This is a genomic window from Jiangella ureilytica, assembly GCF_004348545.1.
Classification (GTDB): domain Bacteria; phylum Actinomycetota; class Actinomycetes; order Jiangellales; family Jiangellaceae; genus Jiangella; species Jiangella ureilytica.
Genome location: NZ_SMKL01000011.1, coordinates 96,362 through 111,298 on the forward strand (window position 1 = coordinate 96,362; position 14,937 = coordinate 111,298).

Genomic DNA, 14,937 nt, shown 5'->3' on the forward strand with positions numbered 1-14,937 from the left:
TCGAACGTTCCCCCCATGGCGTGCTGTCTGCTTCTCTCACGAATCGGATCGGTAGATGACGTCGACCCAGTAGTTGTGCGGCGCCGACCCGGACGGGAAGCCCGTCCCGTAGACGTAGGCCCCGCCGTTCGCCGGCACCGTCAGCGGCCCGCGCGTGAGTGGCGCGGCGAACGTACTGGCGGTGACGGCGTACCGGCCCACCGTCGTGTAGTACGACGCGGTGTAGGTCTCACCGGCCGTCACCTCGATGGGCGTCGTGAACCGCACCGTCTGCCAGCCCGACGCCGTCTCGCCGGTGAACGTCGCCTCGCCGAGCTTGTCGCCGGCCGCGGACCACAGGTACCCGGTGTGGGTGCCCGTGTTCTGCGGGCCCTTGTAGAACCGGATGCCGGTGATGACGCCGTCGGCCGACGGGGTGACCCGCACGCCGACCTGCACGGCGTCGGGGTCGTTCCAGTTCGGGCTGGCGGGCGTGTCGGTGTCGGCGAAGATGCTGCACGGGCAGCCGTCGGGCCCGGGCGGCGCCTCGGCGGTGGTGAAGCTCCACGTGCCGTCGGCGAGCGGGGTGCCGCCGACGGACACGACCGCCGTCAGCTCCGTCTCGTACGGCAGCGCCGCGCTGGGCGTGAACGTCACCGTCCGCGTGGCCGACGAGTACGAGCTCTGCCCGGCGATGGCGCCGTTCGGCCCGGTCAGCGTCATGGTCGGCGTTCCGGCCACCGACTCGTGCAGTACGCCGCGCACCGTCGTGGTCACGGCCACGCCGGTGGCGCCGTCGGCCGGCGTCTGCCCGGTGACCAGAGTGGCGGACGGCACGAACACGACGTCGACGTAGTAGTTCGTGCTCTCGTAGGAGAACTGCGGGAAGCCGCCGTCGTAGCGGAACCGGCCGTTGTTGCCGGCGGGCGCCGTCAGCGGACCCTGCGTGCGGGCGTTGACGAAGAACCCGTTGTCGGCGGCGTAGCGGCCCCGGGGCGCGAAGTACGACACGACGTACGTCTGTCCGGCCTGGACGTCGACCGGTTGCGCGAAGGTCGCCGTCTGCCAGCCGACCGCGGTCTCGTCGGTGAACGTGACCTGCGCGATCCGCTCGCCCGCGGAGTTCCAGATCGAGCCGGTGTGCGTGCCGGTGTTGCCCTGGCCCTTGTAGAACCGGACCGCCGTCACCACGCCGCTGCGCGACGGTGTGAAGGCCGTGCCCAGCTCGACGGGCGCGCTCTCGGACGCGCTGGGCACCGCGGGCACCAAGCTGCCGAGCAGCGTGCACGGGCAGCCGCCGTCGGCCGGCGCCGTCGAGAAGGTCCACGTGCTGGTGGGCACGGTGGCGCCTTCGTCGGTGCGCGCCCCGGAGTGCCGCGCGGTGTAGGTGGTGCCGGCGGCGAGCGCCGACGCGGGGTCGAACGTCACCGTGAGGTTGTCGGCGGACCGGGTGGTCGTGCCGGCGACCGCCTGACCGCCCGCGGGCGTGACGGTGATGGTGCCGGTGGTGCTCAGCGGCTCCGTCCACGTGACGCCGACGTTGGTGTTCGTGGCCACGCCCACCGACCCGCCGGCGGGCAGGTGCTGGGTGACCGTGGGCACCGTGGGTGTCGGCTCGAACACGACGTCGACCAGGTAGGCGCTGGTCCAGGTCTCGTTCGGGTAGCCGGTGCCGTAGGTGTAGGCGCCGGCGCGCACCGGCGCGATCAGCGGCGTCCGGTCGCGCCCCTGCGTGGTGAACGCGTCGAGCGTGGCGGAGTAGCGGCCGTTGGGCGCACGGTAGGCGACGGTGTACTGCTGGTCCTTGAAGACCCGGATGGGCTGCGTGAACAGCGCCTCCTGCCAGCCGCTGCCGGTCTCGTCGGTGAACGTCACCGAGCCGAGCTGCGCGCCGTCGGGACCCCACAGCGTGCCGACGTGGGTGCCGGTGTTGTTCGGGCCCTTGTAGAACCGCACGCCCCTGACGTCGCCGTCGCGGGTCGGCGTGAAGCGGACGCCCAGCGTCACCGGGCCGGGGTCGTTGATCTCGAGGATCCCCGGCACCTCGGTCTCGTCGTAGAGGCCGCACGGGCAGGCGCCGGGTGCCGACGGCGGCCGCGCGGTCCGGAACGTCCAGGTGCCGCCCTCGGCGACCGGCTCGTTCGCCGTCACCGTGACGGTGTACTCGACGAAGCCCTCGAGGTCGTTGGCCGGCGTGAACGTGGCGGTCCGGGTGGCGGTGTCGTAGGAGGTGCTGCCCGCGACCTGGTTGCCCAGGGCGTCCTTGACCGTCATGGTCACCGACGCCGCGGGGACGATCTTCGACAGCGACGCCTTGATGGCGGTGTCCTGCGGCACGCTGGCCGCGTCGACCAGCGGCCACTGGTCGAAGACCGCCAGCGGCGAGTTGTCGACCAGCGAGAACTCGACGTCGACGAAGTAGGAGGTGTTGTTCCAGCTCTGGTTCGGGAACGTGGCCGGCGAGCCGAAGACGCCGGCCGGCGCGGTGCCGAACCCGCCGGCGACCCGCAGCGGCTTCGCCTCGAGACTGCTGGCCGTGAACGCGAAGGCCTGACTGGCGTAGCGGCCGGCCGGCGCGAGGTACGACACGACGTACGTCTGCCCCGCGGTGACGGCGACCGGCCGGTTGAACCGGGCCAGCTGCCAGCCACTGGCGGTCTCGTTCTGGAAGGTCACGCTGCGCAGCAGCTCACCCGTCGAGCTCCACAGCGACCCGACGTGCGTGCCCGTGTTGCCCTGGCCCTTGTAGAAGCGCACGCCGGTGACGTAGCCGTCCGTGGTCGGCTGGAACCTCAGGCCCAGCTCGGCCGCGGAGCCGTCGTCGGTGCTGGTCACCGGCGGCACCGTCGGCCCGTAGATCGAGCACGGGCAGTTCACCGTCACCGCGCGGGTGACGGCGTTGCCGATGTTGGCGCTGTCGTCGATGGCGCGCGCCCGCACGTCGCCCGGACCGGTGCCCTTCTGGACGTACGTGTACGACCAGCTGGTGGTGCCGGTGGCCGGGTGCCAGGTGGCGCCGCCGTCGGTCGACACCTCGACGCCGGCCACGACGCCGCCGACGTCGGCCGCGGTGCCGGTGACCGTGACGTTGGCGCCGTTGTTCAGCTGGGCGCCGGCCGCCGGCGACGTGATGGTGGCCGTCGGCAGCGTGGTGTCGGTGGTCTTGGTGGCCGGGACCAGCAGCGGGTCGAGCGAGCCCGGCTGGGCGTCGAGGTCGGCCAGCAGGTTCACCGTCGCCTGGCGCATCCGCTTGTCCGGCGCGACCGCCCAGCCGTCGTGGACGCCGTCGAGCCCCCACGACCACTGCACGGAGCCGGCCGAGAACACCCGCGCGCCGCTCGGCGCCTTGTACATGGTGATGTGGTGCGTGGTCTGGCCCGGCGCGACGCTGTTGCCGAAGTCCTGCAGGTACTCCGAGACCGGGCCCTGCGTCGTCGACATGCGGATGAGGCCCGGCGGCCGGAAGCCGTTGTCGAGGTCCTCGTTCGACTCGTAGCCGACGGTGCTCTCGGCGAGCGCGACCTTGGTGCCGGACGCCAGGTTGTTCAACCCGGTGTTGCGCCACATGCGCAGCTTGCCCTCGGCGGAGTTCACCGTGACCGGCAGGTCGGAGTAGTTGACCATGTACGCCGTGCCGACGAGGGCGTTCTCGGGCCGGCCGGCACCCGTCGACGGTGCCGCGTACCGCGGGTCGCGCCAGGTGCCGGTCCACTCGGTCTGGACCGGGTCGATCTTGTTGTAGCTCCAGGTCTCCTTGTATGAGACCAGCGTGCGGTAGTTCGTCGTCGGCCCGGCGATGGACGGCTCCCAGCGGGTGCGCCAGTACATCTCGTTGCCGCTGAAGAACGCCAGGTTCACGCCGGCGTCGCGGGCCGCCTCGACGTTGGCGCGCTGCCGCCCGGACCAGTACTCGTCGTGGCCCACCGACAGGAAGAGCTCGTGGTTGGTCAGCAGGTTGCCCCGGCGATCGGTGTCGACGCCGGCGATGTAGCTGACGTCGTAGCCGTTCTGCTCGAGGAAGCGGACCATCGGGTACTCGGCGCCGAAGTAGAAGTCGCGGGCCTCGATGCCGCCGCGGGTGGCGAACGGGCGGTTGTAGCTGATCTTGTACGCGCGGCCATTGGCGGCGCCGCGGTAGAAGTCCGAGCCGCCGTAGGAGTTGTACGCGTGCCAGGTGGTGTCGGAGGTCTGGAAGACGATGTCGGAGGTGCTGGCGTCGTTGCGCACGATGAAGGTGATGTGGCTCGACTCGTCGCGGTCGGGGCGGTTCAGCCGGGCGATGTAGACGCCCGAGACCGCAGTCGACGGCACGTTCCACGACGCCGAGACGCCCCAGTTGCCGCAGTCGTACAGCTCGGTCGCGACGTCGCGCATGCACTCGGGCTGGATCTGCGGCAGCGTGGCCGACGGGTTCACCCGCTGGATGAAGCGAGCGCCGTCGCCGCCGTAGTAGCCGGTGCGGTAGATGTCGATGGTGTAGGACCGCGCATCGGTGTCGATCTTGAAGTCGACGCGCTGCCCCACGTTGACGCTGATCTCGGTGGCGAAGCCCTGGATGCTGGCGTCGCCGGCACCGTCGATCTCCCATTCGTCGGGATCGTTACCCGGCTTGGAGTTCTCGCAGACGATCGGATTGCTGCCCGGACCGCACGGATCGGCGGCAGCGGACGGCGCCACCGGAATGAGCGCAGCGGCCGTCATGGCGACCAAAGACGCCAAAGCCATGGTCCAACGCACGACTTTCCGGCGTGACGTGGACGCAGAACGGTGCACCCGCATTTGTCGGCCCCCCCGGGCGAATCACCCCACGCGTCTCGAAGCCCCCCTCGACACGCGAATCGAAACGAGCATAGCCGTCATGGGACATTCCCGCATCCCTGGCGGCGATCTTGCTCGGCCGGCACCGCTCGGCGCCGGAGTCTCAGCCGGCCGAGGTGATCATTCCGGCGCCCACCGTGCGGTTCGTCGACTCGTCGACGAGGATGAACCCGCCGGTCTGCCGGTTGCGCCGGTACTCGTCGGCCAGCAGCGGCACGGTGGTGCGCAGCCGCACCCGGCCGATGTCGTTGAGCCCCAGCTGGGTCGCGGTGTCGTCGCGGTGCAGCGAGTTGACGTCGAGGCGGTACTGCAGCTCCTTCACCAGGGCCCGGGCCGAGCGCGTCGTGTGCTTGACGGCGAGCTTCTGGCCGGGCACCAGCGGCGTGTCGGCCATCCAGCAGACCATGGCGTCGATGTCCTGGGCGACCGCGGGCCGGTTGTGCGGCCGGCAGATCAGGTCGCCGCGCGAGACGTCGATCTCGTCCTCGAGCCGGACGGTGACGGACATGGGCGCGAACGCCTCGGCCACGGGCCCGTCGGCGGTGTCGATGGCGGCGATCCGGGTGGTGAAGCCGCTGGGCAGCACCATGACCTCGTCGCCGGGCTTGAGCACGCCGCCGGCCACCTGGCCCGCGTAGGCGCGGTAGTCGCTGTGCTGCAGCGACTGCGGCCGGATGACGTACTGCACCGGGAAGCGGACGTCGACGAGGTTGCGGTCGCTGGCGATGTGCACGTGTTCGAGGTGGTGCAGCAGCGACGGCCCCTCGTACCACGGCATGTTCGGCGAGCGGCTGACGATGTTGTCGCCGTGCAGCGCCGAGATCGGGACGACGGTGAGGTCGGGCACCTCGAGCTTGGTGGCGAACGACGAGAACTCGCGCTCGATGGACTCGAACACCTCTTGTGACCAGCCGACGAGGTCCATCTTGTTCACGGCCAGCACCAGGTGTGGCACCCGCAGCAGCGACACGAGGAACGCGTGCCTGCGGCTCTGCTCGACCATGCCCTTGCGGGCGTCGACCAGCACGATCGCGAGGTCGGCGGTGGACGCGCCCGTGACCATGTTGCGGGTGTACTGGATGTGACCGGGGGTGTCGGCGATGATGAACTTGCGCCGCGGCGTCGCGAAGTAGCGGTACGCCACGTCGATGGTGATGCCCTGCTCGCGCTCGGCGCGCAGGCCGTCGGTCAGCAGCGACAGGTCGGTGTACTCGTCGCCGCGCTGCCGGCTGGTGCGCTCGACGCTCTCGAGCTGGTCGGTGAAGATCGCCTTCGAGTCGAACAGCAGCCGCCCGATGAGCGTGCTCTTGCCGTCGTCGACCGAGCCGGCGGTGGCGAACCGGAGCAGATCCATCAGAAGTAGCCCTCCTTCTTCCGGTCCTCCATCGCAGCCTCGCTGACGCGGTCGTCGCCCCGGGTGGCGCCGCGCTCGGTGAGCCGCGTGGCGGCGATCTCGTCGATGACCTTCTCGACGGTGTCGGCGTCGGACTTCACCGCTGCCGTCAGCGACGCGTCGCCGACCGTGCGGTAGCGGACCTTCGCCACGAACGTCGTCTCGCCCTCGCGCGGCCGGCAGAACTCGTTGTTCGCGAACAGCATGCCGTCGCGCTCGAAGACCTCGCGGTCGTGCGCGTAATAGATGGACGGCACCGCGATCTCCTCGCGCCGGATGTAGTGCCACACGTCGAGCTCGGTCCAGTTCGAGAGCGGGAACACCCGGATGCTCTCGCCCAGGTGGATGCGGCCGTTGTAGAGGTTCCAGAGCTCGGGGCGCTGGTTCTTCGGGTCCCACTGGCCGAACTCGTCGCGGAACGAGAACACCCGCTCCTTGGCCCGCGCCTTCTCCTCGTCGCGCCGGGCGCCGCCGAACAGCGCGGTGAAGCGGTGCTTCTCGACCGCGTCGAGCAGCACCGGCGTCTGGATGCGGTTGCGCGAGCCGTTCGGCTCCTCGGCCACCAGGCCGCGCTCGATCGCCTCGGGCACCGACGCGACGACGAGGTTCACGCCCAGCTCGGCGACCCGCCGGTCGCGGAACTCGAGCACCTCCGGGAAGTTGTGCCCGGTGTCGACGTGCATGACGGGGAACGGCATGGGCGCCGGCCAGAACGCCTTCTCGGCCAGCCGGAGCATGACGATGGAGTCCTTGCCGCCGGAGAACAGCAGCACCGGCCGCTCGAGCTCGGCGGCCACCTCGCGGAAGACGTGCACCGCCTCGGCCTCGAGGTAGTCGAGCTGGGAGAGCTGGTACTCGTGGATCGTCATGGCGCGGTCCTCGCGGGTCGAGCGATGGCGCCGTCGGAGACGGCGGTCAGGAGCGCGTCGGCGAGCTCCGGGCGGGCGACGAGCAGGTCGGGCAGGTACGGGTCGGCCCGGTTGTAGCGCAGCGGCGAGCCGTCGAGCCGGCTGGCGACGAGACCCGCGGCGCGCGCGACCGCGACCGGCGCGGCGGAGTCCCACTCGTACTGGCCGCCGGCGTGCACGTAGGCGTCGGCCTCGCCGCGGACGACGGCGGCGACCTTGAAACCGGCCGAGCCCATGGGGACCAGCTCGGCCCCGAGAGCGGCGGCGGCCTGCTGCGCGGCGGCGGGCGGGCGGCTGCGGCTGACGGCGATGCGCGCTGCGGCGGCCGGGTCGCGCGGCGGCAGGCCCGGGGCGGGGTCGGAGCCGAGCGTGACGCCGTCGGCGCCCAGGCCGGGCAGGGCGACAGCGCCCGCCGTCAGCTCGCCGTCCTGCCAGAGCGCGACGTGCACGGCCCAGTCGTCGCGGCCGTCGCCGAACTCGCGGGTGCCGTCGAGCGGGTCGACGATCCACACCCGCCGGGCGTCGAGCCGCCCGGAGTCGTCGGGCGCCTCCTCGCTGAGGACGGCGTCGCCGGGCCGCTCGGCCGCGAGCGCGTCGGCCAGAAGTCGATGGGCTGCGCGATCCCCGGCGTCGCGCAGCGCATGAGTGCCCGTGGCCGGGTCGTGGTCGCGACGCAGTGCGAGCAGCAGCGCGCCCGCCTCGGTGGCGAGGCGGGCGGCCAGGATCGCATCGGTGGAAGCCACGGATCTCCTCGAAGCCGGTCTCGAACGTCCCAGCCTAGGGCGAACCGGCGGCCGGTCACGCGCTCGCCCATCATCCGAGACGCGACGTCCAGCATCCGGTCACGGCGGTCACTCGATGCCGAGGACGCTCGGCGCGGCCGCCCGCAGCGCCTCGCGCCACGGCCGCAGCGGTGCCAGCCCGAACCGGGCCCACCGCTCCTGCGACAGCACCGAGTGCGCCGGCCGCGGCACGATCCGCGGCACCTGGTCGGCCGCGATCGGCCGCACCCGCTCCGGGTCCAGCCCCAGCTCGGCGTAGACCGCCCGGGCCAGCCCGAACCACGTGGTCGCGCCGGAGTTGACGGCGTGCAGGACACCCGAGACGCCACCCGCCCGGCCGATGTCGATGACGCGGTCGGCCACGTCGAGCGTCCAGGTCGGCTGGCCCCACTGGTCGTCGATGACGTCGGCGAAGGGGCGCTTGGCGGCCGACGCGGCGGTGGACCGGACGAAGCTGCGCCCGTACTCGCCGTACAGCCAGCCGGTCCGCAGCACCACGCCGGTCTCGGGCAGCTCGTCGAGCACCGCCCGCTCGCCGTCGGCCATGGTCCGCCCGTAGGCGGTGGCCGGCGAGACCGGCGTGTCCTCGGTGTACGGCTCCTCGCCGCAGCCGTCGAACACGTAGCTCGTCGACAGGTGGATGAGCCGCAGGTCGTTGCGGGCGCAGGCCCGCGCGAGGGTGGCGACGCCGAACACGTTGACGGCGCGGGCGCCGCCCTCGTCGACCTCCGCCGCGTCGACGTCGGCCCAGCTGTCGAGGTTCGCGACGATCGCGCCGCCGTGCGCGCCGATGCGGGCGATGGTCGTGACGGCCGCCTCGACCGCGTTGCGGTCGGTGAGGTCGAGGACCTGGCGCGTGACCGGGATGACCCGTTCACGCACCGCCCGCAGCATGGTCACCAGGTCACGGCCGAGTACGCCGTCGGCACCGGTGACCAGCCACGTCGCCACCCAGGACTCCCCTCACCGGCCGTCAGGACGATACACCGGCGAGCGGGCGGCGGCTCGACCAGGGCCGAGGGGTCAGTAGGCGCCGGTGCTGCGCACCACCACGCCCGCCGTCCGGCCCAGCAACTGCAGGTCGTTCCCGTAGGACCAGTTGTCCACGTAGCGCAGGTCGAGCCGCACCGTCTCGTTCCAGGAGAGGTTGGACCGCCCGCTGACCTGCCACAGGCCGGTCATGCCGGGAATCGCGACCAGCCGGCGCCGGGCCGTGCCGTCGTACGCCGCCACCTCTTCGGGCAGCGCGGGCCGCGGCCCGACCAGCGACATCTCGCCGCGCACGACGTTGATCAGCTGCGGGAGCTCGTCGAGCGAGTATTTGCGCAGCACCCGGCCGATCCGCGTGACCCGCGGGTCCTGCCGCATCTTGAACATCAGGCCGTCGTTGTCGCCGGAGTCGAGCAGCTCGGCGCGGCGCAGGTCGGCGTCGACGTACATGGTGCGGAACTTGAACATCGTGAAGAACAGGCCGTCGCGCCCGACCCGGACCTGCCGGTAGATGGCCGGACCCGAGTCGGTCAGCTTCACGGCCAGGCCGATGCCCAGCAGCAGCGGCGAGATCAGCAGCAGGATCGCCGACGCGAGCACGCGGTCGGTGGCCACCTTCGCCAGCAGTCGCAGCCTCGTCGGGCGGGCCTGCTTGACGTGCAGCAGCACGCTCGAGCCCATGGTGCCCAGCCCCATGCGGTGCGCGGCGACGTCGGACAGCCCGAGGTCGGTCACGAGGTCGATGCCGAGGTCGCCCAGCATCCACGTGAGCGCCCGCAGCCGGTCGCCGGCGAACTCCGAGCCCGCCGTCACGCAGACGGTGCGGGCGCGGACCCGCTGGGCCGCCAGCCGGACCGCCTGCACCATCTCCTCGTCGCGCAGTGCGTCGTCGCGGCCCGGCAGGCCGCGGTCGATGCTGCCGACGACCGGAATCGACGACGGCGGCGCGGTGCCGTCGTCTTCGATGCAGGCCGCGACGACGGTGAGCGGATGCTCGCCGTCCTGCGTGAACCGGTCGAGCGTGGCGGTGACGCTCGCAGCCGGCCCCACGACCAGCGTGCGCCGCGTGGCCCGGCCGAGCCGGCGCAGCTGCCCGAGCTTGCGCCGGACCAGCATGCGCACCGCGACCGAGCCCGTCGTCAGCACCGCGGTCGCCACGAGGAACGCCGTGCCCAGCAGCGGCACCGACAGCACCGCACTGGCGATGGCGGCCACGGCGACGAGCGCGGCGAGCGCCTGCAGAACGTCGCGGTAGGTGTTCCTGACCCCGAACAGCCGGTCCGGCCGGCCGCTGCGAGCGGTCAGGACGAACGGCCAGCCGACCGCGATCGCGCTGACGGCGATCGCGGCATCGACCGCGGTCCAGTTGAGTGCCCAGGTCGCGCCCACAGCGGCGGCTGCGGTCAGCAGATCACCCGCGGCAGTGGCGCGACGATAACGAAAAGGACGATTGACGGGCTGAGCATGCGCGCTGCTTCCACCATCGAATAGCGATGGTCGCTTCCCTGCATGAACGCGCGCACCAGCCGACGACAAACCGACCGTAGCCATGGCCCCCCCAAGGCGACGATTTCCCCCCATCGGCTCATCATCAAGCCGACGAACTGGGACGGACTATACGCTGATTGGGCGGAATGGGACCAGTCGAACGCGACGATTTCGGAACGCGCGGTCCACGGGGCCGCATCGACCCACGTCATTCAGGCGTTGTAGTGATTCTGCGCGTACGTCAGCCCGTCGACCACGACGGCCTCGGCGGCGTCGGCGGCGCGGTCGAGCTCGAGCTCGATCTCACGCTTCTCAACAGTGGAGAAGGGCTTGAGCACGAACGCCGCGGCGTCCATGCGTCCCGGCGGCCGGCCGATGCCGAACCGCAGCCGGCAGTAGTCGCCGGTGCCGATGCGGGCCCGCACCGAGCGCAGCCCGTTGTGACCGTTGTCACCGCCGCCGCGCTTGAGCCGGACGGTGCCGAACGGCAGGTCGAGCTCGTCGTGGACGACCAGCAGGCGGTCCGGCTCGACCTTGTAGAAGTCGGCGAGCAGCGCCACCGGGCCGCCGGACTCGTTCATGTACGTGTGCGGCTTGGCCAGGACGGCCCGGACACCGGGCACGCCGCCGAGCCGGACCTCGGCGACGTCGGCCCGGTGCTTGCGCTGCGACTTGAGTGCGACGCCGGCCCGCTCGGCGAGGAGGTCGACCACCATGGCCCCGGCATTGTGCCGGGTGCCGGCATACGTCGGGCCGGGGTTGCCCAGCCCGACCACCAACCACGCGTCGGACATCGACAGGCTCCCCGGCCCGGCGGAGTGAGCTCAGGACTCGTCGGAAGCGGCCTCGGCGGCCGGAGCCTCGCCCTCGGCGGCGGCATCCTCGTCGGCCGCAGCCTCGCCTTCGGCAGCGGTCTCCTCGACCTCGCCCTCGAGCTGCTCGGCGGTGGGCGCCGCGGTGACGTTGACGACCAGCTGCTCGGGGTCGCCGGCCAGGGCGGAGCCACGGGCGAGGGTAAGGTCCTTGGCCAGGATCTGGGTGCCCTCGGGCAGGCCCTCGACGGAGACCTCGATGCCCTCGGGCAGGTGGGTCGCCTCGGCCTCGATGGAGACGGTCGGCTGGTCGAGGTTGACCAGCGTGCCCGGCGCGGCCTCGCCCGTGACGTGGACCGCCACCTCGACGGTGACCTTCTCGCCGCGCTTGACCAGCAGCAGGTCGACGTGCTCGATGAAGCCCTTCAGCGGGTCGCGCTGCACGTGCTTCGGCAGCGCCAGCTCGCTGCCCCGGCCCTCGATGTCGAGCGTGAGGAGGACGTTGGGGGTCTTCAGCGCGAGCATGGTGTCGTGGCCCGGCAGCGCCAGGTGGACGGGGTCGGTCCCGTGCCCGTAGAGGACCGCGGGAACCTTGGCAGCGCGGCGAAGGCGGCGCGCGGCGCCCTTGCCGAACTCGGTACGCAGCTCGGCGGCGATCTTGACGTCGGACACGGGAGAACTCCTCGAAAGCGCGGTGGGCGGTCAGCGGCACGTCGGGCTCGGGCAAGGGCGCGCACCGACTGCGCACCGCGTCGATCACGGTGTCGTCAAGAAAGACGCACCCTCGCCGAGGCAACCCGCCAAGTCTAGCCCTGGAGCAGCCCCGATGTGAAACCGGCTGGGTCAGGCGTTGCCGTTGAAGAGACTCGTGACCGAGCCCTCTTCGAAGACCTCGTGGATCGCCCGCGCGATGAGCGGTGCGATGGACAGCACCGTCAGCTTGTCGAACCGGCGGTCCTCGGGGATGGGCAGGGTGTTGGTGACGATGACTTCCTTGATGCCGGCGGAGTTCTTCAGCCGATCGACCGCCGGCCCGGACAGCACGGCGTGCGTCGCGGCGACGAGCACGTCGGCGGCGCCGGCCTCCATGAGCGCCTCGGCGGCCTGCGTGATGGTGCCGGCGGTGTCGATCATGTCGTCGACCAGGAGGCAGGTGCGGCCCTGGACGTCGCCGACGACCTCGTGCACCTTCACCTCGTTGGCGACGTCGGGGTTGCGGCGCTTGTGGATGATGGCCAGCGGCGTGCCCAAGCGGTCGGCCCACACGTCGGCGACCCGCACCCGCCCGGCGTCGGGCGAGACCACCGTCATGTTCTCGGGCGCGTAGTTGTCCTGCACGTGGCCGGCCAGGATGGGCAGCGCCCACAGGTGGTCGACCGGACCGTCGAAGAAGCCCTGGATCTGCGCGGTGTGCAGGTCGACGGCCATGAGGCGGTCGGCGCCCGCCGTCTTGAACATGTCGGCGACGAGGCGCGCGGAGATGGGCTCGCGGCCGCGGTGCTTCTTGTCCTGCCGCGCGTAGCCGTAGAACGGCATGACCACGGTGATCTGCTTGGCCGACGCCCGCTTCAGCGCGTCGACCATGATCAACTGCTCCATGATCCACTCGTTGATGGGCGCGGTGTGGCTCTGGATGACGAACGCGTCGCTGCCGCGCACGCTCTCTTCGAACCGGACGTAGATCTCGCCATTGGCGAAGTTGAAGGTCTTGCTGGGCACGAGGCTGACGCCCAGGGCGTCGGCCACCTCGGCGTTGAGCTCGGGGTGCGCGCGGCCCCCGAACAGCATCAGCGTCTTCGTGCCCGTCGCGCGGATCCCCGTCACGGTTGCTCCCCCTCGTTGCCGTCGTCACCCGTGTCGCCGGCGGCCGCCTGCTCCGCCGCCGCCGCGCTCTTGCTGCCGGGGCGCTTGCGCGCCACCCAGCCCGCGATGTTGCGCTGCCGGCCGCGCGCGACGGCGAGCTCGCCCGGCTCCGTCCCCGACACGACCGTGGACCCGGCTGCGACGTAGCTGCCGTCGGCCAGCTCGACCGGCGCCACCAGCACCGAGTCGCTGCCGACGAAGACGTGCTTGCCGACCGTGGTCGGGTGCTTCTCGACGCCGTCGTAGTTGGCGAAGATCGTGCCGGCGCCGATGTTGGCGCCCTCGCCGATGGTGGCGTCGCCGACGTAGGTCAGGTGCGGCACCTTCGCGCCCGGGCCGACCGTCGACTTCTTGATCTCGACGTAGGCGCCGGCCTTGGCGTTCGCCTCGAGCACGGTGCCGGGCCGCAGGTAGGTGAACGGGCCGACGGTGGCGCCGGCGCCGATGTGCGCGCCGTCGCAGTGCACCCGCACCACGCTCGCGCCCGGGCCGACGACGGTGTCGACGAGCGTGCTGTCGGGGCCGACCTCGGCGCCCGCGGCCACCTCCGTGGTGCCGCGCAGCTGCACACCCGGACGCAGCACGACGTCGCGCTCGAGCACCACGGTGACGTCGATGAACGTGGTGGCGGGGTCGATCATGGTGACGCCGGAGCGCATCCACTTCTCGGTGACACGGCGGTTCAGCTCGCGGTTGATGGCGGCCAGCTGGACGCGGTCGTTGACGCCCTCGGTCTGCCAGGGGTCGTCGGTGACGACGGCGCCGACCCGGCGGCCGTCCTGCCGCGCCAGCCCGAGCACGTCGGTGAGGTAGAGCTCGCCCTGCGCGTTCTCGGTGGTGATGCGGCTCAGCCCGTCGCGCAGCACGGCGGCGTCGAAGGCGTAGATGCCGGAGTTGATCTCCTTGATCGCGCGCGTCTCGGCGTCGGCGTCCTTGTGCTCGACGATGGCCCGCACTCCGCCGTCGGCCTCGCGCACGATGCGGCCGTAGCCGGTGGGATCGGCCACCTCGGCCGTGAGCACCGTGACGGCGTTGCCGTCGGCCACGTGCTGCTCGACCAGCGCGTGCAGGGTGTCGCCCGTGAGCAGCGGCACGTCGCCGTACGTGACGACGACGACGCCGTCGAGCTCGGGCAGCTGCTCCAGCGCCACCCCGACGGCGTGGCCGGTGCCGAGCTGTTGCTCCTGCACCGCCGTGGTGACAGCCGGCGCGGTCTCGCCCAGATGCGCGGCGACCAGGTCGCGGCCGTGCCCGATGACCACGCTGAGGTGGTCGGGCTTCAACTCCTGCGCGGCGGCGACGGCATGCCCGACGAGGCTGCGGCCGGCGACCTCGTGCAGGACCTTCGGTGTGGACGACTTCATCCGGGTGCCCTCGCCAGCGGCGAGAACAACGACGGCGGCCGGGCGCGTAGTCACGCGTTCGAGCTCCTCGGCTTCGGTGGCGGGCTTGGACACGACATTACCCGTCCGGCTCTGCTCGCGAGAACATCACCCGAGACCTGGTCCGGGTGGGCTCATGAGCTCCGCCGCCAGGGCTCGAACCTGGACAAAGGGCTTCAAAGGCCCTCGTGCTAACCGATTACACTACGGCGGAAAGTGGGCGCGCCCGACCGTCACGTCGCCGCCCGCACCCCTCTACGGTATCGCGACGATCACACCGGTGGCCGGGGGTCCTAAAGTCGGCCGGGGGTTTGAGGTTGGCCGGGGGTTTGAGGTTGGCCGGGGTTTGAGGTGGGCTCCCCGTCCCCCTTGCTGCCCATTCTCTTAACCCCGGCCACCCGCCTCAAGTCCGCGCGCTCTGTGCTTGCGCGCCGCCGGGGTCGGGGCGCTTGGACTTGACCCGGGCACCCGGGGCCTAAGAACGGGCAGCTATCAGGGGGACGGGGAGACCCTGGGCACGCC

At 71.6% G+C, this 14,937-nt stretch carries 11 protein-coding genes and 1 tRNA gene; all 12 read right to left on the minus strand.

Features of this window, described 5'->3' with window-relative positions; genetic code table 11:
• Positions 1-36: 36 nt before the first annotated feature.
• Complete coding sequence (locus tag E1212_RS06985) at positions 37-4,656, minus strand: DUF4082 domain-containing protein (protein WP_203416538.1); 4,620 nt, start codon at positions 4,654-4,656, stop codon at positions 37-39.
• A gap of 244 nt (positions 4,657-4,900) precedes the next feature.
• Positions 4,901-6,151, minus strand: a complete 1,251-nt coding sequence (gene cysN / locus E1212_RS06990) for a sulfate adenylyltransferase subunit CysN (protein WP_131980706.1) — start codon at positions 6,149-6,151, stop codon at positions 4,901-4,903.
• Positions 6,151-7,059, minus strand: coding sequence for a sulfate adenylyltransferase subunit CysD (gene cysD, locus E1212_RS06995; RefSeq protein WP_131980708.1), 909 nt, complete (start codon positions 7,057-7,059; stop codon positions 6,151-6,153). The genes cysN and cysD overlap by 1 nt, the downstream gene beginning before the upstream one ends.
• Complete coding sequence (locus E1212_RS07000; RefSeq protein WP_131980710.1) at positions 7,056-7,841, minus strand: 3'(2'),5'-bisphosphate nucleotidase CysQ; 786 nt, start codon at positions 7,839-7,841, stop codon at positions 7,056-7,058. Before E1212_RS07000 ends, cysD begins: the two co-directional genes overlap by 4 nt.
• A gap of 108 nt (positions 7,842-7,949) precedes the next feature.
• Positions 7,950-8,831, minus strand: a complete 882-nt coding sequence (rfbD, locus tag E1212_RS07005; RefSeq protein WP_131980712.1) for a dTDP-4-dehydrorhamnose reductase — start codon at positions 8,829-8,831, stop codon at positions 7,950-7,952.
• A gap of 72 nt (positions 8,832-8,903) precedes the next feature.
• Positions 8,904-10,259 carry an exopolysaccharide biosynthesis polyprenyl glycosylphosphotransferase gene (locus tag E1212_RS07010; protein WP_162605364.1) on the minus strand — a complete coding sequence of 452 codons (1,356 nt, stop codon included), beginning with the start codon at positions 10,257-10,259 and terminating at the stop codon, positions 8,904-8,906.
• A gap of 14 nt (positions 10,260-10,273) precedes the next feature.
• Complete coding sequence (locus tag E1212_RS29310; RefSeq protein WP_162605365.1) at positions 10,274-10,570, minus strand: hypothetical protein; 297 nt, start codon at positions 10,568-10,570, stop codon at positions 10,274-10,276.
• A complete protein-coding gene (gene pth, locus E1212_RS07015; protein ID WP_131980716.1) occupies positions 10,571-11,152 on the minus strand; it encodes an aminoacyl-tRNA hydrolase in 582 nt (193 codons plus the stop codon). It abuts the gene before it with no gap.
• 30 nt (positions 11,153-11,182) lie between these two features.
• Complete coding sequence (locus E1212_RS07020) at positions 11,183-11,842, minus strand: 50S ribosomal protein L25/general stress protein Ctc (protein WP_131980718.1); 660 nt, start codon at positions 11,840-11,842, stop codon at positions 11,183-11,185.
• Positions 11,843-12,013: 171 nt separating this feature from the next.
• Complete coding sequence (locus E1212_RS07025; RefSeq protein ID WP_131980720.1) at positions 12,014-12,994, minus strand: ribose-phosphate diphosphokinase; 981 nt, start codon at positions 12,992-12,994, stop codon at positions 12,014-12,016.
• The gene (gene glmU, locus E1212_RS07030; RefSeq protein WP_238992271.1) at positions 12,991-14,397 is read right to left on the minus strand and encodes a bifunctional UDP-N-acetylglucosamine diphosphorylase/glucosamine-1-phosphate N-acetyltransferase GlmU; all 1,407 of its coding nucleotides are present in this window, start codon (positions 14,395-14,397) and stop codon (positions 12,991-12,993) included. Before glmU ends, E1212_RS07025 begins: the two co-directional genes overlap by 4 nt.
• A 159-nt stretch (positions 14,398-14,556) precedes the next feature.
• Positions 14,557-14,629, minus strand: a tRNA-Gln gene (locus tag E1212_RS07035).
• Positions 14,630-14,937: the final 308 nt, after the last annotated feature.